The organism is Mycobacterium sp. KBS0706, from assembly GCF_005938675.2.
Classification (GTDB): Bacteria; Pseudomonadota; Alphaproteobacteria; order DSM-16000; family Inquilinaceae; genus Inquilinus.
The window spans coordinates 109913-134229 of sequence record NZ_VCCH02000005.1 but is presented as its reverse complement, the minus strand read 5'-3'; the positions used below and the strand labels follow the sequence as shown (position 1 = coordinate 134229).

At 69.5% G+C, this 24317-nt stretch carries 29 protein-coding genes; 7 read left to right on the top strand and 22 right to left on the bottom strand.

Annotated features, from left to right (window positions below):
* Positions 1-6 precede the first annotated feature (6 nt).
* Together FFK22_RS04415 and FFK22_RS04410 are read left to right on the top strand one after the other, a co-directional pair.
* Entirely contained in the window at positions 7-1650 is a 1644-nt protein-coding gene (locus FFK22_RS04415; protein WP_138890447.1) for an NAD(P)/FAD-dependent oxidoreductase, read from the top strand.
* Positions 1651-1879: 229 nt separating this feature from the next.
* On the top strand, positions 1880-2500 hold the full coding sequence (locus tag FFK22_RS04410; protein ID WP_138890448.1) for a cupin domain-containing protein: 621 nt from the start codon (positions 1880-1882) through the stop codon (positions 2498-2500).
* Between the two features lie 13 nt (positions 2501-2513).
* Here the strand turns inward: FFK22_RS04410 and FFK22_RS04405 are convergent, their stop codons facing one another.
* The 7 genes from FFK22_RS04405 to FFK22_RS04375 form a co-directional block, all read right to left on the bottom strand.
* Positions 2514-2717: a hypothetical protein gene (locus FFK22_RS04405; RefSeq protein ID WP_138890449.1), complete on the bottom strand. Its 204-nt coding sequence runs from the start codon at positions 2715-2717 to the stop codon at positions 2514-2516.
* A gap of 67 nt (positions 2718-2784) precedes the next feature.
* On the bottom strand, positions 2785-3105 hold the full coding sequence (locus FFK22_RS04400) for a MocE family 2Fe-2S type ferredoxin (RefSeq protein ID WP_138890450.1): 321 nt from the start codon (positions 3103-3105) through the stop codon (positions 2785-2787).
* A gap of 102 nt (positions 3106-3207) precedes the next feature.
* Complete coding sequence (locus tag FFK22_RS04395; RefSeq protein ID WP_138890451.1) at positions 3208-3426, bottom strand: acetyl-CoA carboxylase biotin carboxyl carrier protein subunit; 219 nt, start codon at positions 3424-3426, stop codon at positions 3208-3210.
* Between the two features lie 14 nt (positions 3427-3440).
* Positions 3441-4415 carry a biotin-dependent carboxyltransferase family protein gene (locus tag FFK22_RS04390; protein ID WP_138890452.1) on the bottom strand — a complete coding sequence of 325 codons (975 nt, stop codon included), beginning with the start codon at positions 4413-4415 and terminating at the stop codon, positions 3441-3443.
* A gap of 10 nt (positions 4416-4425) precedes the next feature.
* Positions 4426-5295, bottom strand: a complete 870-nt coding sequence (locus FFK22_RS04385) for an allophanate hydrolase subunit 1 (RefSeq protein ID WP_138890453.1) — start codon at positions 5293-5295, stop codon at positions 4426-4428.
* A gap of 37 nt (positions 5296-5332) precedes the next feature.
* A complete protein-coding gene (locus FFK22_RS04380; protein WP_138890454.1) occupies positions 5333-6691 on the bottom strand; it encodes an acetyl/propionyl/methylcrotonyl-CoA carboxylase subunit alpha in 1359 nt (452 codons plus the stop codon).
* A 10-nt stretch (positions 6692-6701) separates the two neighbouring features.
* Positions 6702-7430, bottom strand: coding sequence for a LamB/YcsF family protein (locus FFK22_RS04375; RefSeq protein WP_138890455.1), 729 nt, complete (start codon positions 7428-7430; stop codon positions 6702-6704).
* A gap of 227 nt (positions 7431-7657) precedes the next feature.
* Between FFK22_RS04375 and FFK22_RS04370 the strand changes: the two genes are divergently transcribed.
* Positions 7658-8575 (top strand): LysR family transcriptional regulator, encoded by a 918-nt coding sequence (locus FFK22_RS04370; RefSeq protein WP_138890456.1) that lies wholly within the window; start codon positions 7658-7660, stop codon positions 8573-8575.
* Positions 8576-8606: 31 nt separating this feature from the next.
* On the opposite strand, the gene FFK22_RS04365 is transcribed toward FFK22_RS04370, so the two are convergent.
* The 6 genes from FFK22_RS04365 to FFK22_RS04340 form a co-directional block, all read right to left on the bottom strand.
* A complete protein-coding gene (locus tag FFK22_RS04365; protein ID WP_221938379.1) occupies positions 8607-9437 on the bottom strand; it encodes a phosphotransferase enzyme family protein in 831 nt (276 codons plus the stop codon).
* 143 nt (positions 9438-9580) lie between these two features.
* The gene (locus FFK22_RS04360) at positions 9581-10048 is read right to left on the bottom strand and encodes a cell envelope integrity protein TolA (RefSeq protein ID WP_138890458.1); all 468 of its coding nucleotides are present in this window, start codon (positions 10046-10048) and stop codon (positions 9581-9583) included.
* A 111-nt stretch (positions 10049-10159) separates the two neighbouring features.
* Positions 10160-10384: a hypothetical protein gene (locus FFK22_RS04355; RefSeq protein WP_138890459.1), complete on the bottom strand. Its 225-nt coding sequence runs from the start codon at positions 10382-10384 to the stop codon at positions 10160-10162.
* A complete protein-coding gene (locus tag FFK22_RS04350) occupies positions 10381-11136 on the bottom strand; it encodes a COG4280 domain-containing protein (RefSeq protein WP_138890460.1) in 756 nt (251 codons plus the stop codon). The genes FFK22_RS04355 and FFK22_RS04350 overlap by 4 nt, the downstream gene beginning before the upstream one ends.
* A complete protein-coding gene (locus tag FFK22_RS04345) occupies positions 11133-12026 on the bottom strand; it encodes a MurR/RpiR family transcriptional regulator (RefSeq protein ID WP_138890461.1) in 894 nt (297 codons plus the stop codon). Before FFK22_RS04345 ends, FFK22_RS04350 begins: the two co-directional genes overlap by 4 nt.
* A 94-nt stretch (positions 12027-12120) precedes the next feature.
* Entirely contained in the window at positions 12121-12324 is a 204-nt protein-coding gene (locus FFK22_RS04340) for a hypothetical protein (protein ID WP_138890462.1), read from the bottom strand.
* Positions 12325-12594: 270 nt separating this feature from the next.
* Between FFK22_RS04340 and FFK22_RS04335 the strand changes: the two genes are divergently transcribed.
* From FFK22_RS04335 to FFK22_RS42705, 4 genes are all read left to right on the top strand, one after another.
* A complete protein-coding gene (locus FFK22_RS04335) occupies positions 12595-13272 on the top strand; it encodes a response regulator transcription factor (RefSeq protein ID WP_138890463.1) in 678 nt (225 codons plus the stop codon).
* Positions 13273-13279: 7 nt separating this feature from the next.
* Positions 13280-14632 (top strand): HAMP domain-containing sensor histidine kinase, encoded by a 1353-nt coding sequence (locus FFK22_RS04330; RefSeq protein WP_138890464.1) that lies wholly within the window; start codon positions 13280-13282, stop codon positions 14630-14632.
* A 115-nt stretch (positions 14633-14747) separates the two neighbouring features.
* Entirely contained in the window at positions 14748-15392 is a 645-nt protein-coding gene (locus FFK22_RS04325) for a hypothetical protein (protein WP_138890465.1), read from the top strand.
* Positions 15392-15592: a hypothetical protein gene (locus FFK22_RS42705; RefSeq protein WP_186002297.1), complete on the top strand. Its 201-nt coding sequence runs from the start codon at positions 15392-15394 to the stop codon at positions 15590-15592. The genes FFK22_RS04325 and FFK22_RS42705 overlap by 1 nt, the downstream gene beginning before the upstream one ends.
* Before the next feature lie 178 nt (positions 15593-15770).
* Here FFK22_RS42705 and FFK22_RS04315 read toward each other — a convergent pair whose 3' ends face one another.
* The 9 genes from FFK22_RS04315 to FFK22_RS04275 all read right to left on the bottom strand — a co-directional run bounded on the left by FFK22_RS04315 (position 15771) and on the right by FFK22_RS04275 (position 24316).
* Positions 15771-17009, bottom strand: a complete 1239-nt coding sequence (locus FFK22_RS04315; protein WP_221938378.1) for a PotD/PotF family extracellular solute-binding protein — start codon at positions 17007-17009, stop codon at positions 15771-15773.
* Between the two features lie 81 nt (positions 17010-17090).
* Positions 17091-18146: a GTP-binding protein gene (locus FFK22_RS04310; protein WP_138890967.1), complete on the bottom strand. Its 1056-nt coding sequence runs from the start codon at positions 18144-18146 to the stop codon at positions 17091-17093.
* Entirely contained in the window at positions 18143-18463 is a 321-nt protein-coding gene (locus FFK22_RS04305) for a hypothetical protein (RefSeq protein ID WP_138890966.1), read from the bottom strand. Before FFK22_RS04305 ends, FFK22_RS04310 begins: the two co-directional genes overlap by 4 nt.
* Before the next feature lie 145 nt (positions 18464-18608).
* Complete coding sequence (locus tag FFK22_RS04300) at positions 18609-19490, bottom strand: polysaccharide deacetylase (protein WP_138890965.1); 882 nt, start codon at positions 19488-19490, stop codon at positions 18609-18611.
* 34 nt (positions 19491-19524) lie between these two features.
* Positions 19525-20622 (bottom strand): ABC transporter ATP-binding protein, encoded by a 1098-nt coding sequence (locus FFK22_RS04295; RefSeq protein ID WP_138890964.1) that lies wholly within the window; start codon positions 20620-20622, stop codon positions 19525-19527.
* A gap of 24 nt (positions 20623-20646) precedes the next feature.
* A complete protein-coding gene (locus tag FFK22_RS04290; RefSeq protein ID WP_138890963.1) occupies positions 20647-21882 on the bottom strand; it encodes a PotD/PotF family extracellular solute-binding protein in 1236 nt (411 codons plus the stop codon).
* Positions 21883-21954: 72 nt separating this feature from the next.
* Positions 21955-22713: an SDR family NAD(P)-dependent oxidoreductase gene (locus FFK22_RS04285; protein ID WP_138890962.1), complete on the bottom strand. Its 759-nt coding sequence runs from the start codon at positions 22711-22713 to the stop codon at positions 21955-21957.
* An 8-nt stretch (positions 22714-22721) separates the two neighbouring features.
* The gene (locus FFK22_RS04280; RefSeq protein ID WP_138890961.1) at positions 22722-23468 is read right to left on the bottom strand and encodes an SDR family NAD(P)-dependent oxidoreductase; all 747 of its coding nucleotides are present in this window, start codon (positions 23466-23468) and stop codon (positions 22722-22724) included.
* Entirely contained in the window at positions 23465-24316 is an 852-nt protein-coding gene (locus FFK22_RS04275) for an ABC transporter permease (protein ID WP_138890960.1), read from the bottom strand. The genes FFK22_RS04280 and FFK22_RS04275 overlap by 4 nt, the downstream gene beginning before the upstream one ends.
* Position 24317: the final 1 nt, after the last annotated feature.

Sequence of the window (24317 nt, the reverse complement as noted above, 5' to 3'; positions counted from 1 at the left end):
AGAGCGATGACCACGACTTCCATTCCCCAGGGCAGCAGCACGACGGCCAGGCGCTACGATGCCATCATCATCGGCGCCGGCCATAACGGCCTGGTCTGCGCCAACTACCTCGCCCGCTCCGGCCTCAAGGTGCTGGTGCTGGAGCGCCGCAAGGTCCTCGGCGGCGCCGCGGTGACGGAGGAGATCGCGCCCGGCTTCCGCGCCTCGATCTTCTCCTACCTGATGAGCCTCTTGCACCCGCGCATCATCCGCGACTTCGAGCTGAAGAAGCACGGGCTGCAGGTGCTGCCCTGCTCGGACATGGTCTCGCCGGTTGGGGGCGACGACTACATCGTCTTCTCCGACGACATGGCCAAGACCCAGGCCAGCTTCGCCAAGTTCTCGCAGAAGGACGCCGCGATCTATCCGGAGTTCGACCGCTACCTGCAGGAGGCGGCGCAGATCGTGCGCAAGCTCTTGTGGGAGACGCCGGTCGACCCGGCGCGGCGCGACTGGCGCGGCTTCCGCGACGGCGCGTCGCTGCTGTGGCGGCACCGTAAGATCGGCCGCAAGCTGTACCGCGTGGCCGACATGCTGAGCATGAGTGCCTACGACTTCCTGCGCGAATGGTTCGAGGACGACCGGGTGATGGCGGTCCTGGCCTATTACGCGTCGATCGGTACCTTCGCCGGGCCGAAGACCCCGGGGTCGGCCTACGTCATCATGCATCACATCATGGGCGAGCATGAGGGCGCGGGCGGCTGGGGCTTCATCAAGGGCGGCATGGGCGCGATCACCCAGGCCCTGGCCTCCTATGGCCGGACCATCGGCGTCGACCATGTCACCGAGGCCGAGATCGCCGAGGTGCAGCTGACCGGCGACCGGGCGACGGCGGTCACCACCAAGGCGGGCGACACCTATTCCGCCCGGATCATCGTCTCCAACGCCAGCGCCAAGACGCTGTATCTCAACATGATCGGCGAGGCGCATCTGCCGGCCGAGGTGCTGCGCGAGATCCGCGGCTATCGCAGCTTCTCCACCGCCTTCAAGATGAACATCGCCTGTGAGCGGCCGCCGCAGTACCGCATCCTGGACAAGGTCAAGGCCGACGGCGCGCTGGGCAATTTCAGCTACCCGACCTACATGCACATCGCGCCCGACATCGACTATCTCGAGCGCGCCTATGACGACGCCAAATACGGCTGGTACTCCAGCCGGCCGTTCCTGACGCCGGTGGTGCCGACCATCGTCGACGACAGCCTGGCCCCGCCCGACAAGCATGTCGTCAACCTGTTCGGCGGCCACGCCCCCTACACGCTGAAGGGCGGCGACTGGGCGGTGGAGAAGGAGAATTTCCGCAAGACCGTGTTCGACACGATCGAGGACTACGCCCCCGGCTTCTCCAACGACGTGATCGAGGCCCAGCTGCTGGTGGCGCCGGATATCGAGCGGATCGTGGCGCTGCCGCAGGGCCACATCTTCCATGGCGAGCTGTCGACCGACCAGCTGTTCTTCCAGCGCCCGGTCTCCGGCTATGCCGATTACCGCACGCCGTTCCGGGGGCTTTACATCTGCGGCTCGTCGATGCATCCGGGCGGCGGCGTTTCCGGCATCCCGGGTCACAACGCCGCGCGCGAGATCCTGCGCGACGTCAAGGCGAAGAGGGCGTGAGGCGGACTCAGGTGTTGGCGGACCGAAACAGCAGGCGGTGTCTTTGTATTGCCTCTCCCGCTTGCGGGAGAGGTCGGAGACGCGAAGCGGCTCCGGGTGAGGGCTCTTCGTCGAGGCCTGGGCCAGCCCTCACCCGGTCGTCCTGCGGACGCCCGACCTCTCCCGCCAGGCGGGAGAGGCAATCCGAAAGGGTCGGCGGCAGAGGGGCGGTCGGCTGGAGAGACGGACAATGACCGAAGGCGAGAACAGCGATCCGGAACTGCGAGTGGCGGACTCCGATCCGGCCTCCGGCGACCCGGTCGACACGATCGGGCCGCAGATCCGCGAGCTGCGGCAGCAGCGCGGCCTGACGCTGACGAAGCTGGCGGCCACGACCGGCCTGTCGGTCGGCCACCTGTCGCAGGTCGAGCGCGGGCTGTCGACGCCGACGATCCGTCAGCTGCAGCTGATCAGCAGCGCCATGGGCGTGACCATCGGCTGGTTCTTCCGCGACCCCACCCCGCGCGACGACGAGGACCGGGTCGTGGTCCGCGCCGGCCGGCGCAAGGTGCTGGACATGGGCGGGCTCGGCCTGACCGACGAGCTGCTGGTGCCGAACCTCGACGGCCAGCTGGAGCTGCTCTTGTGCACCATCCAGCCGGGCGCCGGCAGCCCCGACAGCTACACCCATGAGGGCGAGGAGGCCGCCTTCATCCTGTCCGGCGCGCTGGAGCTGTGGGTCGACGAGAAGCTCTACGTCCTCGGCGCCGGCGACAGCTTCGCCCTCGCCAGCACCCGGCCGCACCGCTACCGCAACCCCGGCCCCGGCATCACCCAGGTGATCTGGGCGATCACGCCGCCCAGCTTCTGATCAGCGGCGCCCGTCACCCCGCCCGGCGCCGCGTCTCGCTGTGGTTCACGACCTCGCCGACATCGCCGAAGGCGATGGCGTTGCCCTGTTCCGGGATGATCTGCTGCTTCTCCAGATCGACCTGAGCGACGACGATGTCGTCCTTGTCGCCGTTCGAGTTGATCACCTCCAGCCGGTCGCCGGGGCGGCTGCGCTTCAAGATCACGAGCGGATCCATGGTGAGCTCCCTTGCGGTGTCCTCCACCGGTCAACACGCCATTCGCGTCGGCGGTTCGGTTCGCCCGTCAATCGAGCCGGAGATGGACCCGGCCGCCCTCCACCTTCACCGGATAGGTCTGCAGGTCCTCGCAGACCGGGGGGCTCTTGGCCTCGCCGGTGGTGAAGTCGAAGCTGCCCTGGTGCAGCGGGCATTCGATGATCGTGCCCATCACCAGCCCGTCGGACAGCAGCGCGTATTCATGCGTGCACAGCGCATCGGTGGCGAAATACCGGTCGTCTCCGGTGCGGTAGATCGCGAAGGTGCGGCCGCCGTGGTCGAAGCGGATCACGTCCTCCGGCTCGATGTCGTCCGTCGCGCAGGCGTCGATCCAGACCTCCCCGGTCATGTCTCTCCTCCCTCGTCGATGGTGTCTCGATGCGGCCGTTCAGTCCTTCCGATGCTGGGATGATGACACCTCTCGGCTGTTCACAAAACCGGCCACCGCCGGTCAGTCGATCACCACCACCGTCTGATCGGCATCCAGCCCCTCGGCGCCCTCCTCGACATGGACGGAGGACACGGTGCCGGCGACCGGCGCCTCATGCGGCACCTCCATCTTCATCACCTCCATGATGAACAGAGTGTCGCCGGCCGCCACCGCATCGCCGGGCTTGACCAGCACCTTCCACATGTTGCCCGCGGTCTGGGTCTTCACTTCGGTCGCCATGGTCTTCCCTGTCGTCAGATGGTTTCGATCGAGGCTTCGCTGCACAGCTCGCGCAGCCGGCGGGCCATGGCCTGGGCCTCGTCGACCGAGACCGCCTTGAAATTGTAGATCTCGCCCGGCCGCGACTGGCCCAGCTTCCAGAACGCGGCCTGCGGCACGGTGTAGGGGTTGATGAAGCCGCCCATCGACGGGCCGTCATTGACCAGGATGATCGGCGTCTGCCCGGCCAGGTTGATGGCGCCCAGCGGATATCCCTGGTCGATGATGTTGGACGGCAGCGACCCGTGCTCCGGCGCCTTGTCCGTCGCCTTGTCGGTGAAGCTCCATTGCGGCCCGTCCAGGCGGAAGCCGGTGCGGTCGGACTTGGCCGACAGCTTCCAGTCGGCCGACAGGAAGCGCTCATGCCCGGCGGCGTCGATCCAGTCGTCATTCGGCCCGGCCACCACCTCGACGGTCCAGCGCTTCTCCTTCGCGAACTCCGGCCGCGCCTCGGCTTTCACGCGGCGTCCAGCCTTGCCCCCCGCGTCGGCCACCGGCACCGACTGGCCTTCCTTGATCGCCCGGCCGTTCATGCCGCCGACGCCGGCCTTGTGGAAGGTGGCGCGGGCGCCCAGCCAGGGCTCCGTCTCGATGCCGCCGGCCACGGCGATGTAGGTGCGGGCGCCGGTGCGGGCGAAGGCCATGGTGAGCGTCTGGCCGGCCTTGACCGCCACCGACTGCCACAGCGGCAGCGGCTCGCCGTCCAGCGCCGCCTGCATGTCGGCGCCGGTCACGGCGACCACGCCGTCCCTCTGGAACTTCAGGGTCGGCCCCAGGAACTGGCATTCCAGCCCGGCCGCGCCGGGCGCATTGCCGACCAGCACATTGGCCAGGCGGAAGGACCAGGAATCCATCGGTCCGGAGGGCGGGAAGCCCTGGTTCCAGAAGCCGATCCGGCCCGGCCAGTCCTGCACCGAGGTCTCGAGCCCCGGCTTGATCACCTCGAGCATGCGGGCCTCCTCAGAACCGGCGGGCCAGGTCGAGCGACCCGACCCAGCGCTTGTATTGGCGCACGGAGAATTTCTGGTACTCGACCAGGTTGTAGACGTAGCTGCCGTCGGCGACGCGCCGCTCGGCCTCCTCGAACTCCTCGACCGTGCAGGGCACGAACTTCACCCGGTCGCCCGGGCGGAACAGGCAGATCGAGTCCGAGAACACGTCGAAGCGCTTCTCGGGGTCCCAGATCGGCACCGGGATGCGGCCGAAGATCTGATAGCCGCCGGGCAAATGCTCGGGATAGATCGCGGTCGAGGCGCCGCCCATCCCGACCGTGCCCTTCGGCGTCCAGGTGCGCGGCGGGTTGTATTTCGGCGCGGTCAGCTTGCAGCGCGGGTCCAGCGCCATCATGAAGGGCAGGCCGGGCCAGAAGCCCAGCGACGCCACCCAGTATTCGGTGCCGGAATGGACCCGGACGAACTGCTGGACGTCCGTCAGCCCGTTCAGCTCGGCCACGAATTCCGGGTCGGTCTGCTTCGGCGCGATCTTGGCGATGTAGTCCTGCACGCATTCCCGCGTCCAGGGGTCGAGATAGACCGTCGGGAAATAGAAGATCCGGCTTTCCAGCTCGATATCGTCAGACGGGCCCAGGGCGGCGATCAGCCGCTCCAGCTCGCGCGACAGGTCGGCATAGGAGATCTCGTCCGGCTCGTAATGGATCAGCATCGAGGCGAAGCAGGGCGCGGTCTCGATCACGCCCCTGGTCTTCTGCTCGGCGATGGCGGTGGCCAGGCCCTGGGCCATGAAGTTCAGCTCGAGATTCATCTCGTTGCCGAACTCGATCAGCATGTACCGGTCGCCGCCCGGCCGGAATGCCGGCGTCTCGTAGATCATCCCTGTCTCCCTGCCTGCCCTGTCATCCCGGTCCTGGTCAGCCGATCAATCCGGCCTTGTGGGTGTCGACGAAGCTCGTGGTGGTCCGGCCCGCGCGGAAGGCCGGGTGGCCGACCACGCGCGCCAGGAACGGCGCATTGGCGACCAGCCCCTCGACCTCGACCCGCCCCAGCGCCGCCAGCATCCGGTCGATGGCGGCGGCGCGGTCCGGGCCATGGGCGATGATCTTGGCGATCATCGGGTCGTAGAACGGCGTCACCGCATCGCCCTGGCGCACGCCGGTGTCGACGCGGATGCCCCGCATCCCCTCCGGCAGCGCCAGCCGCGCCAGCGTACCGGGCTGCGGCAGGAACATCTTGGCCGGGTTCTCGGCATAGAGCCGGCATTCGATGGCGTGGCCCTGCTGCCGGATGTCCTCCTGCCGCAGGGCCGGATCCTCGCCGGCGGCCAGGCGCAGCTGCAGCGCCACCAGGTCCAGCCCGGTCACCGCCTCGGTCACCGGATGCTCGACCTGGATGCGGGTGTTCATCTCCAGGAAGAAGAAGGCCTCGCTGTCGGCGTCGACCACGAACTCCATGGTGCCGGCGCCGCGATAACGCACCGCCTCGGCCAGCGCCACCGCGGCCGCGGTCATCCGGGCGCGGGTGGCGGTGGAGATGCCGGGGGAGGGGCTCTCCTCCACGATCTTCTGGAACCGCCGCTGCACCGAGCATTCGCGCTCGAACAGATGGATGGCCCGGCCATCGCCGAAGCCGAACACCTGGACCTCGACATGCCGGGCGTTGCGGACATAGCGCTCCAGGAACACGGCGCCGTCGCCGAAGCTGCGCGCCGCCATGCCCTGGGTCGAGTCCGCCACCTTGCGCAGCTCGGCCGGGGCGTCGACCACGCGCATGCCGATGCCGCCGCCCCCGGCCGAGGCCTTGACCAGCAGCGGATAGCCGACCGTCTCGCCCGCCGCCTCGATGCCCTCCAGCTCGCCCTCGGCGAAGCGGCGGCTGCCGGGCAGCACCGGGACGCCAGCGGATTCGGCGAGGGCCCGGGCGCGAGCCTTGTCGCCCATCGCCTCGATCGATTCCGGGGTCGGCCCGACCCAGGTCAGCCCCGCCTCCGCCACCGCCCGGGCGAAGCCCTCATTCTCGGCCAGGAAGCCATAGCCGGGATGGACGGCGTCGGCGCCGCTGCCGCGGGCCGCCTTGAGGATCGCATCAATCTTCAGGTAGCTCTCGGCCGGCTTGGACGGGCCGATATGCACCGCCCGGTCGGCCAGGGCGACATGCAGCGCCTTGGCATCGGCGTCGGAATGCACCGCCACGGCGGCCAGGCCCAAAGCCTTGGCACTGCGGATGATGCGGCAGGCGATCTCGCCGCGATTGGCGATCAGCAGCGTCTTCACCGGACGTCCCTCACGCCGCGCGCAGATACGGGCCGATGGCGTCGCGCACGGCGCGCACCACATCGACCGCATTCGGCGTGTCGGAATGGATGCAGATCGAATCCGGCGTCACCGCGATGTCCTTGCCGCCCTGGGACGCGACCTTGCCCTCGGTCAGCGCCCGCAGCGACCGCTCCGCCGCCCGCTTCGGGTCGATGGCGCCGCGCGACCGCACGATCACCAGATAGCCGTCGTCGCCATAGTCGAGATCGGCATAGAACTCCGACACCATGCGATGGCCGCGGCTCTGATACACGCTCTCGTGCAACGTCCCGGCCATGCCCAGGATCGGCACCCGGAACACGTCCGCCGCGTCGCAGATCGCATGCGCGATCGGCTCCTGTTGCGCCGCCATGCCGTACAGGGCGCCATGCGGCTTGATGTGGTTCAGCCGCATGCCCTCGGCGTCCAGAAAACCTTTCAGCGCGCCGATCTGGTAGATGATGCAGTTGGCCAGCTCGTCGCGGCCGATCTTCATCTCGCGCCGGCCGAAGCCCTGCAGGTCGGGCAGCGACGGATGGGCGCCGACCCGCACGCCATGCCTGCTGGCCAGCTGCACCGTGCGGCGCATGTGGTTGAAGTCGGAGGCATGGAAGCCGCAGGCGACGTTGGCCACCGAGATCAGCGGCATCAGCGCGTCGTCGTCGCCCATCCGGTACAGGCCGAAGCCCTCGCCCATGTCGCAGTTGATCTCGGTCATGCGGGATCTCGCCTGGTCAGAGGGAAGGGCATGGCGATGCCGGGGCGCGGACCGCGCATGGAGGCCTCTCTGTCTGGATCGGTCCTCTGGCCGAAGGGCGGTGCCGTTCGGGTGCGGGCCGGTTGTTGGCCCATCATTGCGCCGCGCCGCACCCCTGTGAAATAGTATCTTCTTCAGGTCGATATCTGATTTTCCGATATCGCTCGACCTCAGGTTGCAGGTGCCGGTTGGCCTTCTCCTTCCGCCAGGTCCGCTACTTCATCGCCGCGGCGGAGCTCGGCCAGATCAGCCAGGCGGCGGTGGAGCTGAACGTCTCGCAATCGGCGGTGACGGCAGCGATCCGCCAGCTCGAGGATCTGCTCGGCACCCGGCTGTTGTTCCGCCATGCCAGCGGCGTGTCGCTGACCCATGAGGGCGGGCGCTTCCTGCCGCAGGCCCGGGCCATCGCGGCGGCGGTGGCCGAGGCGATGCGCGTCTCCGGCGACATTGCGCCGGTCGAGGGCCGGGTGCGGGTCGGCGTCACCTACACCGTGGCCGGCTATTTCCTGCCGCCCTATCTGGCGCGCTTCCGCCGCGCCTATCCGCAGGTGACGGTCGAGCTGCGCGAGGCCCATCGCACCGCGATCGAGGACGGGCTGGTGCGCGATGAGCTCGACCTCGCGGTGATGCTGACATCGAATCTGGAAAACACCGACCAGATCGCGGCCGAGACGCTGTTCCGCTCCGCCCGCCATCTGTGGCTGCCGGTCGACCACCCGCTGCAGAAGCAGGAGCGGGTGTCGCTATCCGACGTGGCGGGCCAGCCCTACATCATGCTGACGGTGGACGAAGCCGCCTTCACCGCCAAGCGCTACTGGGACCGCACGCCGCACCAGCCGACCATCCTGTTCCAGACCTCCTCGGTCGAGGCGGTCCGCTCGATGGTCGCGGCCGGGATGGGGGTGACGATCCTGTCCGACATGGTCTACCGGCCCTGGTCGCTGGACGGCCAGCGCATCGAGAAGCGCGCTTTGGCCGAGCCGGTGCCGACCATGGATGCCGGCCTGGCCTGGAAGCGCGACCTGGCGATGACCCCGGCGGTGCGCGCTTTCCGCGACCATCTCGGGCTCGCGTTCCACCTGCCGGCGGCGGGGGACGGGGGGTGAGCGGCGGCGAGGACGGGCGATGCCTGTCGGCCTACGGACCCGCCAGTCGCCGCATCACGACGTCGAGCGCCGGCCACGGCGGACCCATGCGTATGGTCCTGAGGAGTTCGAGGCCGACCCGTCGCCCGTCCGGGTATTGGTCGCCTGCATCCCATCGCCACGCCGCGACCATCGCCAGAACCAGGGCCCGGCATTCTCCGAGCAGGTCTTGATCGGCGACCGGATAATGCTCGGCGACCTCTTCGGGCACATGGGCGAGGTCGAATTCGACCGGCCCGCAGCAACACGTCTCCAGGTCGATGAACAGCGGCCCGTTCGTCGTGCCGAGCACATTGCCCGGGTGCGGCTCACCATGCAGCAACTGCTCCGCGGCGCCGCGGCCGGCGATCCTTCGTCTCAGGCTCCTAAGCGTGCTGTCGAGAAGCTCACGGTCCGCGTCGGCGAGCGCCGGGGTCTGGTCGCGGCTCGCCACGAGGTGCTGGGCGTCCGCGACCCGATCCGTGAAGTGCGGCGTGGCGACATCGATCTTGCGCATGCCGGCATGCAGCCGTCCGAGCGCCTTCGCATAGTCGGCCGGCGCGACCCCGCCAGCCGTCTCCGGCGCGTAGCAGGTCCACAGCGTCACCATGAAGCCGTCCCGCTCATAGGCGCGCGGCGCCACGCGCGGCTCGAGCGCGGCCACCGGGCTCCCGGTCTCGGCGAGCCGTTGGGCAAGCTCGATTTCGAACTGCGACACCTGCTCGGCCGAAGGCGCCACCCGGGCAAAGACGTCACAAGGCAGCAGGCGCAAGGCGAGCTTGTTCGAATTCTGCAGAACGACCGCGTCGTCGACCGTCAGGCCCAGCGCCGAGGCGATCGACATGGCCGCGGCCACCGCTCGCGAAACCTCAGCTGCCTGCACGGGAACGCTCCGTCTGCACTGCTCCAGTGTTGGTTACTACGGGACCGAGCGCGTCCTGTCACTCACTGCGCTGGGATGCGTCTCGTAGACGAGGTCGACGCCAATCAGAATAGCTCCTTCGGGTCGAAGACCAGGGTGAAGCCGTCATTCGGCCAGCCTCCCTGGGGCACTGGCCAGGGCTGGCAGACCGGGTTGACGACCGCCCGCAGGGCCGCCTGCGCCCAGGCCTGGCTGCCGCCGTCATCGACGATGGAAGCGGCGCCGGGCGGGATCGTGCCGTCCGAGTTGATCCGGGCAATGCGGATGGTGACGGGTCTGCTCTGAACTCCGGAGGAGATATTCCAGCATTGCCTGACCTTGTCGCGGATCGCGCCTTGCGTGCCCTTCGACACGACGGCCTGCCTCGCCTGCGGAAGCGGGTATCGCCCCTTTCCGACATTGGTCGCGATCGCGGTGGGAGTGCCCGACGCGGATGGCATCGGACCCGGGTGCAGCGGCGCTGGTTGGGACCGGACGCAGGCCGCCAGGATCAGGGCCGGCACCGCCATGCGCAGGATCGGGGAGAGAGACATGGCGGCCTCGAAACGTTGCCGGTGCCGCCACGGAGTCGGGCAGCCGGCCATCATCGCTCATGTCGCCGCACCGATGAACGGGTGTTCCTTCGGCCGGCGTCTTTGCATCGATCACCCTCCGCCGCGCCGTTTCGCCCGTGCCGCCCGGGTCAGGCTCTCGGCCAGGATCAGCAGGCAGCCGGCGAGGATCAGCAGCCCGCCCTCCAGCCCTGGCAGCTCGGCCCAGCGGACCGCCGCGGCGACGGCGGCGATCAGCGCGATCGCGGCCAGCGCCAGGGCGCCGTCGTCGATGAACAGGCCCAGCAGCTCGGCCAGAACGGTCTTGATGGCGCTCATGGCGTCCCCTCCCGGACCGGTGCGCCGGAGGGCGGACGCAGCAGCTTGACGGCGGCGAAGGACATGGCCGCGACCACCGCCAGGATGCCGAGCAGCGACAGGTCTGCCCCCGGCCAGTCGGCACCCAGCCCCTCGCCGGTCCAGAACACGCCGAAGGAGGTGAGCAGCAGGCCGACCGTGAATTTCAGCGTGTTCTCTGGCACCCGCGACAGCGGCCGGTGCACGGCCAGGCCGATGATCAGCACCAGCAGGCACGCGGCTGCGGCGCCGAGGCTGGCATAGCCGATCATGCCGCGCCCGGCGCCGACGGCGATGACAATGAAGACGACCTCGACGCCCTCCAGCAGCACCGCCTTGAATGCGGCGACCCCCGCCAGCCAGTCGGCCCGGCGCTCGGCGCTGCGGCGGCGCAGCTGGTCGGTCTCCGCGGCGAAGGCGCGTGCCTCGTCGCGCAGCGGAATCAGGCCCGACGCCCGCAGGATCGCCTTCCGCAGCCAGCGCAGGCCGAACAGTATCAGCAGCGTGCCGATCGCGAATTGCAGCGCCTCGATCGGAACCAGCTCGAGCAACGGCCCGAGCAGCAGGACCAGCACGGCCAGCACCGCCAGGGCGGCCGCCGTGCCGATGAAGGCCGGTCGCCAGCTCTGCGACAGGCCGACGGCGAGGATGATGGTGAACGCCTCCACCACCTCGACGAAGGAGCCGAGGAAGGAGGCGGTGACGGTGGAGAGAATCGCGGTGGTGCTGGTCATGGCGTCCGTTTCGGCCCCCGTCTCAGCCAGAGCCTGTCGATCTCACCGCGCAGCGTGCCCAGCGTCTCCAGGCCGGCCAAGGCGCGCTCGCGGTCACGCGCCGCCAGGGCGACGACCAGCGCCTCGATCAGCAGCATTGTGCCGGCATGCATCGCCAGATGGTCGGCCCGGCCGCGCGGCACCGGCAGGATCTCGGCGACGCGGTCGCGCAGGAAGGGGCCCAGGCTGTCGCTGACCAGCAGCACCGGCACCCGGTGCCGCTCGGCGACGTCGAGCGTGACGGCCGCCTCGCGATAGATCGGCGCATAGGCGATCAGGACCAGCGCGTCGCCCTCGGCGAGCCGCAGCAGCCGGTCGGCCAGGCCGATGCCGGTCGCGGCCAGCGCCTCGCTGGGCAGCCCGATGCGGCTGAGCTGCAGCGCGGCGTATTCGGCCAGGCTGCCGGAGGGGCCGATGCCGAAGATATGCCGGCGTCGAGCGGCCGCGAGGATCTCCACGGCATGGGCGAAGGGCTGCTGGAACCCGGGGACGGCCAAGGCCTCCGTGGCCTCGCGATGGATCGACAGCACGTGCTGCAGCGCGCCGGCCGCGTCTTCACCGACGACATCGAGGGTGCGGCGCATGCGGCTGCCCGGCGTCGTCGACCCGGTCAGATCGGCCAGCAGCGCCTCGCGCAGCTGCTGCAGCCCGTCGAAGCCGAGCGACCGTGCCGTGCGCACCACCGTGGCGTCGCTGGTGCCGGCCCGGGCCGCGATCTCGGCGGCGGAGGACAGCAGCACCGCCTCCTTCTGCTCGACGACGAAGCGGGCGACCCGCTGCTCCGCCGGCGACAGCCGGCCGAGCGCCGCCTCGACACGCTGCTCGATCGGGAGGGGGGCGAGGTCCGTCACATCTGGACAAGTCGATGTTGCAAATGCTACAAATGAGCATATACGAAGCAATTACTACAGGAAAGGCGGAGATGCCGTCTCGCCGTCGTGGAGATCAGGCGTCGCTCCGGCGCGCGGCGGACAGGACCGATTTAAGGTGGTCGACGATGCGGTCGGCATTGCTCTGCCGGGCGGCGGCCTCCGCCTCCCGCGGTTGGCCCAGACGGTCGGGCTCATACCAGCCGTCCGGAGCATCGCCCGCCCCGGACCCGTCGAGCGGATCATGGGGTTGGACGATGGACAGTTTCGGCTCGGACATCGGCTTGCAGTCGCTAGACATTTCTAACCTCTGAACCGAATGATCAGGAGAAGATCGCGAGGAGGCTCATATATAATTCGATCGATCGGCTTGATGAATGTGGTTTAGAAAGATAACGGATTTTTAATATTGGCCATAATTCGATGGTCAATCATTTGGTATGAATTTTGTACTTTCAATTGTGACAATTGTATATGAGATATTCCGACGAGAATCGATTTCGTTGATGTCGTCCCATCCGGGATAGAGCGTCGGGAGTTGCGGGTTGCGATGAGGATCCTGCTGATCGAGGACGATGCAGACACCGCCGCCTATGTCGCCGACGGGCTGACGGCCAACGGCCATGCGGTGGAGGCGGTGGACGAGGGGCCGCGCGGCTTCCTCGCCGCCGCCAGCGGCGCCTTCGACATCCTGGTGGTCGACCGGATGGTGCCGAAGCTCGACGGGCTCGCCCTGGTCCGGCGCCTGCGCGCCGCCGAGGTCGAGACGCCGGTCCTGTTCCTGACCGCGCTGGGCGAGATGGAGGACCGGGTCGCCGGGCTGGAGGCGGGCGGCGACGACTACCTGCCGAAGCCCTTCGCCCTGCCGGAGCTGCTGGCCCGTGTCGAGGCGCTGGGGCGCCGTGCCCGCCAGAGCACGGCGGAGACGGCGCTGCGCTGCGGCGACCTGGAGATGGACCTGCTGCGCCGGTCGGTCAGCCGGGCCGGCCAGCCGGTCGAGCTGATGCCGCGCGAGTTCCAGCTGCTGGAGTACCTGCTGCGCAACGCCGGCCACGTCGTGACCAAGACCATGCTGCTGGAGACCGTCTGGCGCCTGCGCTTCGACCCCAACACCAATGTCGTCGAGGCGCATATGAGCCGGCTGCGCAGCAAGCTGCATCGGCCCGCTTCGGCCGAGCTGATCACCACCATCCGCGGCGCGGGCTACCGCCTCGGCCCGCCGGCCTAGCCCGCCGATGCGGACCCGGATCCTCCGCACCACCAGCTTCCGGCTGACCGCCCTGTACACGGTGGTGTTCGGGGCCTCGGTCGCGGTGATCCTCGGCATCCTCTACTGGGCCACCGAGGGCTACACCGAGCGCCAGTTCGACGCCACGCTCACGACCGTCGTCACGGAGCTGACGGAAGATTATCCCAACGACCCGCCCGAGGAGATCGCCAGCGACATCGAGCAGAGCCTGGCGCAGGATCCGCTCGGGCCCGGCTTCTACCTGTTCGAGGACCGCGACGGCCGCCGCCTGGCCGGCAACCTGCCGGCGATGGCGCCGGGGCCAGGGCCGGTGGACCTGACCCTGCCCGGCGGCGGCAAGGACGGCGGCGAGGTGCGGCTGCGCGGGATGGGCAAGATCCTGGTCGACGGCGCCTTCGTCCTCGTCGCGGCCGACCGGGCGCCGATCGACGATCTGCAGGAGCTCTGGCTACGCGGCCTGGGCTGGGGGCTGCTGGCCACGGCGGTGCTGGGCGTCGGCGGCGGGCTGGTCGTCAGCGCCGGCGTGCTGCGGCGGGTCGACGCCATCAACCGGATTTGCCTGAAGATCATGGAGGGCGACCTCAGCCAGCGGCTGCCCGGGCGCGGCACGGATGACGAGTTCGACCGGCTGACCGGCGTCGTCAACGCCATGCTGGACCGGATCGAGGCGCTGCTGGAGGGGCTGCGGCAGGTGTCGACCGACATCGCCCACGACCTGCGGACCCCGCTCGGCCGCCTGCGGCAGCAGCTGGAGGGCGCCCTGCTGCGGTCGGGCACGGCCGCCGAATACGAGCGGTCGGTGGAGCGGGCGATGGCCGAGGCGGACCGGTTGCTCGGCATCTTCAACGCGCTGCTGCGCATCGCCCAGGTCGAGGCCGGCAGCCGGCGTCGGGGCTTCGCCCGGGTCGATCTGAGCGCCCTTGTGGGCACTGTCGCCGAAATCTTCCAGGCCTCGGCCGAGGAGCAGGGCCGGGCCATCCGCAGCCGGATCGAACCCGAGGTGGCGGTGACCGGCGACGCGGACCTGCTGTCCCAGGCGGTCGCGAACCTGATCGAGAATGCCTTGCGCCACACCCCGGCCGGCACCGGCATCGACATCGCCCTGTCTCGCCTGCGGGACGGGCGTGCCGAGCTGGTGGTCGCCGACCGGGGCCCGGGCGTTCCGGCGGAGGAGCGCGAGCGGGTGTTCCGGCGCTTCTACCGGCTGGAGCAGAGCCGGCACACGCCGGGCAACGGGCTGGGCCTCAGCCTGGTCGCGGCAACGGCGCAACTGCATCGGGCCGAGGTCTCGCTCGGCGACAACCATCCCGGGCTGCGGGTCACGGTGCTGCTGCCGTAGCGCGGACTCAAGCTTGCAGCCAGCCTCCGCCCTGGCCACCCGCACCGGCCCGCAGACTGGTCGTAAACGAAATGTTCATTGCGCACCCGGTTCGTTATCGTTCATGATACGTTCTATGAAAAGAGATACAGACTCCGACCTCGACGTCCAGGCTCATTGCCGCAGCCTCGCGCTGCAGCAGATCGAGATGCTCACGCGCATCGCCGAGATCGGCATGAGGCTGGTCGAGGCGGAGGGTGCCAAGGCCATCGCCCAGGCCGAGCGGCCTGAGGCCGGGCAGGCTGAAGCCGCAGCGCCCCGGGCCGATGCCCCGGCGGCCGTGGATCACGGCCTCGCCTTCGCCCGCCATGCCCAGACGGTGCAGCGGGCCTTGGCGCTGCGCAGCCGCACCGCCGACAGACTGTGCGCCCGCGACAAGGCCGACCGGAAGGCCCGCCGCGGCCGCCAGCGCAACCACGTCACCGAGGCCCTCTTCGCTCTGATCTGGGGTGCCGCCGAGTCGACCCGGGATATCGAGGAGGCCGAATACCGCATCACCGAGATGCGCGACCAGCTCGACGAGCTCTACGGCGATGAGGAGGACCGGGTCGAGGACCGACCTGTCGGTTCGGTCATCGCCGGCCTGGCCTGCGGTCTCGGCGTGTCCGAGCAATGGCACCGCCGGGCCAGCGACTGGTCGGACCAGCCCTATCCGCCGCCGCCGACCGCCAGCACCCCGGCCGCGATCCGCAAGCGGCGCCGGGCCGGCTGCATGAGCTGATGCAGCACACGCTCAACGGCCTCGCCCCCGACCGGATCCCCGCCTTCCAGGCCGCGCTGGAGGCCCGGCTCCGGGAGCCCGACGTCGAGGCGCTGATCGACGCCGAACCCCCGATGCGGGCCGCCCGCCGCCTCTGCGCCTCCCTCGGTATCGACTTCGATGCCGCCTACCGCGAGCCGAAGCAGCCCGACACCGGGTGACCGCCCGATCGGTTGGGCCGGAGCCACCCCCTCACCCGAAATTGCTGCGCGATTTCGACCTCTCCCCGGGGAGAGGTGTCGGAGCGCCGCACCCTTTTTCCCTCCCCTCGGGGAGAGGGAGGGGCCCGGCCCGCTTGGGCCGGGAGGGTGAGGGGGCGGGCCGCGCCGGTGCACAGGCCTAACCCCCCGTCAGCTCCGACCAGCGGCGGGCGAGGTAGTTGTGCTCGTCCATCACCGTGTTCCACACGGCGATGCGGCTGGCGCGGCGCCAGTAGGAGCCGCCGGAGCGCACCGCGCCGGCCTTCACCGCGACGCGGCCGTCGGTGCCCTCCAGGTCCTTGGCCGCCGGCTTGCCCTCGTACCAGTAGTCCCATTCGGCCGGGTCCAGGAATGGGCGCACCCGCTTCGGGATCGACATGTAGTAGCCCTGCCGGGCCATCACCGCGCCGGGCCAGCCGGACAGCCACCAGTTCAGATAGGCATAGGCGACGTCGAGCGCCCGGCCGGACAGGGGGGCTGCGATGCACAGGCCGCCATGCCAGGCGCGATAGCCTTCGCGCGGCGCCGCCTCGCGCACCGGCACGCCCAGGCCCGACAGGGCGACCGCGGCCGGGGCCCAGCTGCTCTGGATCGCGGCGCGGTGGTCGACCATCAGCCGCTTGGCGTCGGCCATGGTCTGCCAGAAGCCGCAGAAATGCCCCTGGCGCTTGCGCGCGACCAGGAGGTCGATCAGCCGGTCGATCTCCGCCAGCGTCATGTTGCCGATATCGGCGAAGCTGGCCTCGCCGCGGGCCTGCAGCGCCAGCGCCGCGTCGAACACGCCGATCGCCGGCTCGTCGACCAGCGCGACCCGGCCGCGCCAGCGCTCGTCCAGCAGCCAGCCCCAGCTCTCGGTCTCATAGGGCTGGCCCGGCGGCACCACGGTCGGGTCATAGGCGAAGGCGTCGACATTGTGCACCGCCGGCAGCATGCTGATGTGGCGCGATGGCTGGGCCCCGAGCGATCGGTCGGGCTGGACGTACAGCTTCTTCACCGGCGCGTCGCCGCGGCCGATCATGGCGTCGGCGCTCAGCCGCCCGGTCTTGGTCAGGTCGTTGACCTCGCCCCAATGTGGGATGCGGCCGGTATCGATCGGCTGGATCGCCTTCCAGAACCAGACGATGTCGAGATTGTGGAAGCACTGGTCGTAGATGTCGAAGGCGCCGGGCTGGGTCGCCGCCTTCTGCTGCGCGCCCAGGAAATCCAGCGTCTCATAGCTGACCGTGATGCCGAGATCGGCCTCGGCCCGTTCGCGGATGCTGTCCAGCAGCGTGATCTCGGTGCCGAGCACGCGCAGATGCGGCCGGCCCTCGGTGTGCACCGCCGGCTTGCTCAACCCAGGCTTGCTCAACATGGTGTCGGCTGCGTCCGCGGCCATGGTCCATCCCCCGGGCGAAGCCGTATTAGAAGCGGATTCGCCGGCGGCTGGCCAGTGCGGCGCAGGGTCCGTTCCCGGCAGTCACGCCGCGACCGTCGCGGTCTCGGCGAAGGCGGCCTGGAAGGCGGCGAAGGAGTGCTCGATCTCGGCCCGGCCGATGCCGCGGGTGATGAACACCAGCCGCGACCGCCGGTCGCCATCCGGCCAGGCATCGAGATGGCTCGGCGCATGCACGATGTGCTGCGCGCCCTGAACCACCACGGGCGTGTCGACCCCGGCGACGTGCAGCAGCCCCTTCACCCGCAGCACATCGTCGCCGCGGCTGTGCAGCAGCAGGGTCAGCCACAGGCCGAACACGGTCCAGTCGACCCGGTCCTCGACCTCCAGCACGAAGGCGCCGATGTCCGGGCCGTGGCGGTTGACGTCGTGCCCATTGGCGTCATGGCCATGATGGTGGCCGGCGCTGGTCACGCGCGTCAGGTCGAACCAGCGGCGGATCTCGGCCGGCTTGGTGGCGGGGTCGAAGGCGTCGCCGCCGACCAGTTCCTCCGCCGGCGGCGGGGCATTGGCGGAGCGCCACAGCGGCACCGCCGGGTTGATCGCCTTGAGCCGCGCCTCCAGCGCCGCCACCGCCTCCGGCGCCGCCAAGTCGGTCTTGGTCACCAGGATGCGGTCGGCCACAGCCGCCTGCTTCGCCGCTTCGGGCTGGCGGTCCAACTGCGCCAGGCCGTTCACGGCATCGACCGTGGCGATCACGTTGCCCAGGCGGAAATGGTGGCGGATCACCGGCTCGCTCATCATGGTCGCCAGCACCGGGATCGGGTCGGCCAGGCCGGTGGTCTCGACGATCAGCCGGCCGAAGGCGGGGATGGTGCCGGCCTCGCGCCGGTCGTACAGGCCGCGGATGGCGCGGCCCAGGTCGCCGCGGATGGTGCAGCAGATGCAGCCGCTCTGCATCAGCACCACGTCCTCGTCCACCGCCTGCAGCAGGTGGTGGTCCAGCCCGACCTCACCGAACTCGTTGATCAGCACGGCGCAGCCGGCGAAGGCCGGGTCGGCCAGGATATGGCGCAGCAGCGTGGTCTTGCCGCTGCCGAGGAAGCCGGTCAGGACGTTGACGGGGATCGCCTCGCTCATCGGCCACCCCCGGCGATGCGGTCCAGCAGGGCAGGGTCCAGCGGGTCGATGGTCCGGCCCCGCATCCGTGCCGCCGCCGCCCACACCGCCGGCAGCGCGTCGACGATCTCGCGCTGGCCGGTCGGGCCGCTCAGCACGAAGGCGCTGCCGTGCCAGTCGTCCAGCCGCAGCCCGAACAGGGTCAGGATCCGGTTGGCGGCGGCGGCGCGGTGCAGCCGCTCGGCCCGGCGGGTGCGGCCGGCGCCGAACACCTCCGGCCGCCCGGATTCCGCCGTCCAGTGCTCCTCGCCGCCGAGCACGCCGCACACGCCGCACATGGTGACCTGCTCCTCCTGGCCGACAGCACGCCCAACCCCAAGACTGTCATGCCCGGGCTTGACCCGGGCATCCAGAGAATGTCGACGCTCTCTGGATTGCCGGGTCAAGCCCGGCAATGACAAGACAAGGGAAATGCCTTCCGGATTACTTCTTCCGCGGCGACCGGCGGGCGAAGTCGTCGGCCATCTCGTCCATGGTGACGAAGCGCACGCCGGGGTGGCGGATCATGTGGTTGTACAGCCGCTCCAGCATCAGCAGCACCTGGGGCCGCCCGGCGACGTCCGGGTGGATGGTGATCGGGAACACGGCGTAGTCGTACTCACGGTAGACCCAGTCGAACTGGTCGCGCCACATCTCCTCGATATGCCGCGGATTGACGAAGCCGTGACTGTTCGGCGACTTCTTGATGAACATCATCGGCGGCAGGTCGTCGAGGTACCAGCTGGCCGGGATCTCGATCAGGTCGGTCTCGACCCCGCGCTTCAGCGGCACCATCCATTCGCTCGGCTTCTTGGCGAAGTCGATCTTGGTCCAGCTGTCGCCGACCCGCACATAGTAGGGCTCGAAGTCCTTGTGCATCAGCGAGTGGTCGTACTTGATGCCCTTCTTCAGCAGCAGCTCGTTGCTGACCTGGCTGAACTCCCACCACGGCGCGACATAGCCGGTCGGCCGGCGGCCGGACAGCTGGGTCACCAGCTCGATGCACTTGTCGAGGACCTCCTCCTCCTGCGCCGGGGTCATGGCGATCGGGTTCTCGTGGCTGTAGCCATGGATGCCGATCTCGTGCCCGGCATCCGCGACGGCCTTCATCTGCTCCGGGAAGGTCTCGATCGAATGGCCGGGGATGAACCAGGTGGTCTTGATCCCCAGCCGGTCGAACAGCTTCAAGAGGCGCGGGCTGCCGACCTCGCCGGAGAACAGGCCGCGCGAGATGTCGTCCGGCGAATCCTCGCCGCCATAGGAGCCGAGCCACCCGGCCACCGCATCGACATCGACGCCGAAGCCGCACAGGATCTCTTTCGCCATCAGGGGTTCCTCCTCTCGTTGGGCCGCCGCCGTCTCACGCGGCCGCCCGGATCACGGTCGCCTCGCCCGGCTGCCAGCCGAGCACGATCTCCTCGCCCGACCAGCCGGCGGCATATTTGTCGACATGGCTCTCGACCCCGATCTCGCGGCCATCCGCAAGCCCGATGGTCAGGTGCAGCGCATGGCCGGTGACGGCCTGGCCGATCAGCCGGCCGGGCAGGGTGTCGCCGCGCCCGGCCAGCGAAGCGGCCCCGGCGGCGCCGACCACGTCGATCGCCTCGGACGGCACCACCACCGCGGCGGCATCGCCGACCTTCAGCGTCGGGTCGTTCAGCGTGCCGTGCAGCGGGCCGAAGCCGGTCCCGACCCGGGCCACGGCGCCGTCCCGCGCCTCCAGCCGTCCCGCCAGCACCGTGTTGCGGCCGATGAAGCGGGCCACGAACTCGGTCTGCGGCCGGCGGTAGATCTCCTCGGGCGGGCTGATCTGCTCCACCCGGCCGCGATTCATCACCACGATGCGGTCCGACAGGGCCAGCGCCTCGGACTGGGCATGGGTGACGAAGACGAAGGTGATGCCGATGTTGCGCTGCAGCAGCTTCAGCTCGGCCTGGATCGACTTGCGCAGGTTGGCGTCCAGCGCGCCCAGCGGCTCGTCCAGCAGCAGGATGTCGGGCTCGACCACCAGGCCGCGGGCCAGGGCGGTGCGCTGGCGCTGGCCGCCGGACAGACCGGAGCTGCGGCGGTCGGCGATGTCCGCCAGGTCCAGCACCTGCATCATCCGGTCGGCCTTCGCCCGGCGCTCGGCCGCCGGCAGGCCCTTCACCCTCAGCCCGTATTCGATGTTCTGGCGCACGGTCATGTGCGGGAACAGGGCGAAGTTCTGGAAGATGGTCGAGGTCGGGCGGCGCTCGGGCGGCAGGTCGTTGATCCGCCGCCCGCGCACCAGCACGTCGCCGGTGCTGATCTCCTCGAAGCCGGCGATCATCCGCAAGGTCGTGGTCTTGCCGCAGCCCGAGGGGCCGACGAAGGAGATGAATTCCCCCTTCGCCGCGCGCAGGTCGAAATCGATCACCGCCGGCGTGCCGTCCGGATAGGTCTTGCCGACGCCGGCGAGCTCGAGATCGTAGGTCACTGTGCGTCCCCTCGCTTCACCGCGTCAGGCGTTCAGGAACTCGTCCCATTTCTGGATCACGTGGTCGTATTGGTCCGGCCACTGGTGCCAGTAGGCGACATGCGATGCCCGGGTCTCCAGCGAGCCGCCGTCGCGCAGGTCGCCCTCCTTGATGCCGCGGTCGGGCGCGCCGACCCAGGGCTTGCCTTCGTACCAGAAGCCGTATTTCTCCGGCGCCATCACCGATTTGATGTTGGTGGTGGGGGAGTAGTAGCCCTGCTCCGACACCGTGATCGCCGGCGGGCCGGACAGCCAGTAATCGGCATAGGCCGTCACCGCGGCCTGGTTCGGCGAGCTGGCGATCAGCGACACGCCGATGGCCCAGGCGCGGTACCCCTCCTTCGGCACGGCGTAGCGGCAGGGCTTGCCCTGCGCCTTGACCGCCATGACGGCCGGCTGCCAGGCGTCGCACACCACCATCTCGCCCGACGCCATCAGGTTCACCAGCTCGCCGAAATCGCCCCACAGGGCGCGGAACTGGCCGTCCTTCTTCTTCGACACCAGGAACTTCATCGCCTCGTCGATCTCGGCCTCGCTGGGGTTGCCTGGATTCTGAACGGAGGAAAGTCCCAACGAGTTCATCGCCATGATGGCCTGGCCCAGCGCGATCAGCGGGTCGGTGTTCAGCCCGGACCGGCCCTTGAACTTCGGGTCGAAGATCGCGGTCCAGGTGTTGGCCTCCTCGTCGGACAGCACCGACGGGTTGAAGCCGATTGAGTCATAATTGTAGACCGCCGGCACCATCCACAGCTCGGTCTGCGCCTCGTCCTTCCAGATCTGGCCGACGATCTGCGCGCCGCGCGGCCATTTCGGGTCCGGCTTGGTGAAGGTGTCGCGGATGTTGGCCCAGTTCTTCAGGCCCGAGGCCGGGATGGCGGTGACGTTGTTGGTCATCACCACCGAGGGCAGCCGCTCGCCGATCACCTCCCAGCAGTCGTAGTCGGTGGCGCCGGACAGGATCTTGGTCTGGGCGTCGGGGAAGGTCGCCGCCGTGCCCTGGGTGCCGCCGACGCCGGAGGCCGCCTTGAAATCGGCCAGGATGCGGTCCTGCACCGTGACTGACAGGCCGATGGTGCGCAGCTGCTCCTTGGCCAGGGCGCCGGCCTGGGCATAGGCGCGGCGCGAGTTGAGGAAGGGCGTGCCGCCGCCCATCGCCAGGGCGGTGGCGCCGATCGTGCCCTGCAGGATCTGCCTGCGGCTCAGGCTCGGAAACTGTGCCATGCGAAGTCTCCCGTTTCGTGAAAAACCACCCGAAAACCGGCCCTTCTCAGCGGGGCCGCCAAGATTCGTTTGTCAGTACCGTCCGACCAAAAGGCCGCCGTCGACGACGATGGTCTGGCCGGTGATGTAGCGGGCCGCCGGCGAGGCCAGGAACAGCGCCACGTCGGCGATGTCGTCCGGCTCGCCGACCCGGCCCATGGGGATGAACGCAGCCGCCTTCTCCAGCCCCTCCGGCCCCAGCGAATGCTCGCGCGACAGGGCCTGGGCGGTGCGGATGTAGCCGGGGGCGATGCCGTTGACGCGGATGCCGCTGCGCGCCAGCTCCACCGCCAGGCCGCGCACCAGCCCGACCACGCCGGATTTGGCGGCGGAGTAGTGCACATGCTCGTCCCAGCCATAGGCCACGCCCATGATCGAGGACAGGGCGACGATGGCGCCCTGGCCGCGGGTGCGCATGCCGGGCAGGGCGGCGCGGACCACGCGGAAGATGCCTTTCAGGTCGACGTCGAAGGTGTGGTCCCACTTCGCGTCGGTCATCTGCGACAGCGGCACGCGGTGGGCGATGCCGGCATTGGCGACCAGCGCGTCCAGCGCGCCGTGCCGCGCCTCGACATCGGCGACCACGGCGTTGACCCGCCCGGTGTCGGTGACGTCGAGATGCTGGAACTCGCCGCTGCCGCCGGCGTCGCCGATCGCCTTGGCGGTGGCGCGGCCCTCGGCCTCCAGCACGTCGGTCACGACCACGTGATGGCCGGCGCCGGCGAAGGCCAGGGCCGTGGCCCGGCCGATGCCGATGCCGGCGCCCGTGATCAGGGCAACCTTGCGGGTCATCATTCCTCCTACAGCATCACGTCGCCGGAATTGGGCCCCAGCGTCTGGCCGACATAGATCGCGGCGGCGGGGGAGGCGAGGAAGGCCACGGTCTCGGCCACATCCTCGGGCGCGCCGAAGCGGCCGAGCGGCAACTGCGCCTTCTTCGCCGCCTGCCATTCGGCGGACAGGGCCCGCACCAGCTCGGTGTCGATCGGCCCGGGCGCCACCGCGTTGACCCGCACGCCGCGGGCGCTGACCTCGCGCGCCAGCGCCTTGGTCAGGCCGATGATCCCAGCCTTGGCGGCGCTGTAATGCACCAGGTCGACGCCGCCGATCTGGCCCAGCTGCGAGGCGATGTTGACGATCACCCCGTCGCCGGCCGCCAGCATCGCCGGCAGGGCGGCGCGGCAGCACAGGAAGGTGCCGCGCAGATGCACTGCGATCATCCGGTCCCAGTCGGCGACCGCCAACGCCTCGAAGGGCGACTGGTGGACATGGCCGGCGTTGTTGACCAACAGCGTGCAGTCGCCGAATGCCTTGCGCCCGGCGGTAAAGATCCGCTGCACCGCCTCGGCGTCGGAGACATCGGCGCCGACCGCCTCGGCCCGGCCGCCGGCGGCGCGCAGCGTGGCCGCAACGGCCTCGGCCCGGTCGGCGTGCAGGTCGGCGATCAGCACCGCGGCCCCGGCGCCCGCCAGCCGCTCCGCGATCGCTTTGCCGATGCCGCTGGCGGCGCCGGTGACGATGGCGATGTGGTCGGCCAGCGCCCTCATCGCACCTCCTCCTGGATCGCGACGCGCTTGGCCCGGCGGACCGACAGCGCCATCAGCACCCCGTAGACGGCGAGCAGGGCGAAGGAGAACAGGGTGGTCAGCACCCCGAAGGCGAAGATGTTCGGATGGATCTCGACCGAGAAGGTGCCGTAGATCGTCAGCGGCAGGGTCTGGCCGCCGCCGGCGGTGAACAGGGTGCGCGGGAACTCATCGTAGCTGAGCGTGAAGGCGAACAGCATCGCGCTCAGCACCCCCGGGAAGATCAGCGGGAAGGTGATCTTGCGGAAGGTGCGGGCGGGGCTGACGCCCAGGCTCCAGGACGCCTCCTCGATCGACCGGTCGAAGCGGTTGAAGATCGCCAGCATGACCAGGAAGGCGAAGGGGAAGGTGTAGACTACATGGGTGACGAAGGACGTCCCCCACCAGGCTCGCGGGATGCCCAGCTCATTGGCCACCAGGGCGACGCCGAGCCCGACCAGCACGCCCGGCACCATCATGCCCAGCACGATCAGGTAGAAGACGATGCCGGAGCCGCGGAAGCGCGACCGGAAGGCCTGGGCCGACAGGGTGCCCAGCACCGTCGCCACCACCATGGTCATGAAGGCCAGGGTCAGGGACCGGACCAGCGCGTCGCCGATCGCCAGGGGCGCCACGCGCGACGGCGGCGCCCAGCCGAACAGGTGCTGGTACCAGTAGGTCGACCATTCGATGATCGGGAATTGCGGCCCGCCCTCGGGCCCTGACTGGAAGCTCAGCGTCGCCAGCACCGCCAGCGGGCCGTACAGGAAGACGATGAACAGCGCCGTGAACGCCATCAGCGCGGTGCGGAGAAGCGGCTGCCCCTGCATG

Excerpts from the sequence above, each read along its gene's own strand:
- FFK22_RS04400 (WP_138890450.1), bottom strand. The coding sequence starts at position 3,105 with ATGACCGGGGAGGTCTGGATCGACGCCTGCGCGACGGACGACATCGAG.
- FFK22_RS04360 (WP_138890458.1), bottom strand. The coding sequence starts at position 10,048 with ATGTCTCTCTCCCCGATCCTGCGCATGGCGGTGCCGGCCCTGATCCTG.
- FFK22_RS04335 (WP_138890463.1), top strand. The coding sequence starts at position 12,595 with ATGAGGATCCTGCTGATCGAGGACGATGCAGACACCGCCGCCTATGTC.
- FFK22_RS04395 (WP_138890451.1), bottom strand. The coding sequence starts at position 3,426 with ATGGCGACCGAAGTGAAGACCCAGACCGCGGGCAACATGTGGAAGGTG.
- FFK22_RS04385 (WP_138890453.1), bottom strand. The coding sequence starts at position 5,295 with ATGATCTACGAGACGCCGGCATTCCGGCCGGGCGGCGACCGGTACATG.
- FFK22_RS04325 (WP_138890465.1), top strand. The coding sequence starts at position 14,748 with ATGAAAAGAGATACAGACTCCGACCTCGACGTCCAGGCTCATTGCCGC.
- FFK22_RS04365 (WP_221938379.1), bottom strand. The coding sequence starts at position 9,437 with ATGTCGATCGCCTCGGCGCTGGGCCTGACGGTCGACGACGCGGTCGTT.
- FFK22_RS04405 (WP_138890449.1), bottom strand. The coding sequence starts at position 2,717 with ATGGATCCGCTCGTGATCTTGAAGCGCAGCCGCCCCGGCGACCGGCTG.
- FFK22_RS04290 (WP_138890963.1), bottom strand. The coding sequence starts at position 21,882 with ATGGCACAGTTTCCGAGCCTGAGCCGCAGGCAGATCCTGCAGGGCACG.
- FFK22_RS04300 (WP_138890965.1), bottom strand. The coding sequence starts at position 19,490 with ATGGCGAAAGAGATCCTGTGCGGCTTCGGCGTCGATGTCGATGCGGTG.
- FFK22_RS04280 (WP_138890961.1), bottom strand. The coding sequence starts at position 23,468 with ATGAGGGCGCTGGCCGACCACATCGCCATCGTCACCGGCGCCGCCAGC.
- FFK22_RS04415 (WP_138890447.1), top strand. The coding sequence starts at position 7 with ATGACCACGACTTCCATTCCCCAGGGCAGCAGCACGACGGCCAGGCGC.
- FFK22_RS04330 (WP_138890464.1), top strand. The coding sequence starts at position 13,280 with ATGCGGACCCGGATCCTCCGCACCACCAGCTTCCGGCTGACCGCCCTG.
- FFK22_RS04355 (WP_138890459.1), bottom strand. The coding sequence starts at position 10,384 with ATGAGCGCCATCAAGACCGTTCTGGCCGAGCTGCTGGGCCTGTTCATC.
- FFK22_RS04305 (WP_138890966.1), bottom strand. The coding sequence starts at position 18,463 with ATGTGCGGCGTGTGCGGCGTGCTCGGCGGCGAGGAGCACTGGACGGCG.
- FFK22_RS04285 (WP_138890962.1), bottom strand. The coding sequence starts at position 22,713 with ATGACCCGCAAGGTTGCCCTGATCACGGGCGCCGGCATCGGCATCGGC.
- FFK22_RS04375 (WP_138890455.1), bottom strand. The coding sequence starts at position 7,430 with ATGACCGAGATCAACTGCGACATGGGCGAGGGCTTCGGCCTGTACCGG.
- FFK22_RS04390 (WP_138890452.1), bottom strand. The coding sequence starts at position 4,415 with ATGCTCGAGGTGATCAAGCCGGGGCTCGAGACCTCGGTGCAGGACTGG.
- FFK22_RS04350 (WP_138890460.1), bottom strand. The coding sequence starts at position 11,136 with ATGACCAGCACCACCGCGATTCTCTCCACCGTCACCGCCTCCTTCCTC.
- FFK22_RS04315 (WP_221938378.1), bottom strand. The coding sequence starts at position 17,009 with ATGGCCGCGGACGCAGCCGACACCATGTTGAGCAAGCCTGGGTTGAGC.
- FFK22_RS04340 (WP_138890462.1), bottom strand. The coding sequence starts at position 12,324 with ATGTCCGAGCCGAAACTGTCCATCGTCCAACCCCATGATCCGCTCGAC.
- FFK22_RS04310 (WP_138890967.1), bottom strand. The coding sequence starts at position 18,146 with ATGAGCGAGGCGATCCCCGTCAACGTCCTGACCGGCTTCCTCGGCAGC.
- FFK22_RS04275 (WP_138890960.1), bottom strand. The coding sequence starts at position 24,316 with ATGCAGGGGCAGCCGCTTCTCCGCACCGCGCTGATGGCGTTCACGGCG.
- FFK22_RS42705 (WP_186002297.1), top strand. The coding sequence starts at position 15,392 with ATGCAGCACACGCTCAACGGCCTCGCCCCCGACCGGATCCCCGCCTTC.
- FFK22_RS04410 (WP_138890448.1), top strand. The coding sequence starts at position 1,880 with ATGACCGAAGGCGAGAACAGCGATCCGGAACTGCGAGTGGCGGACTCC.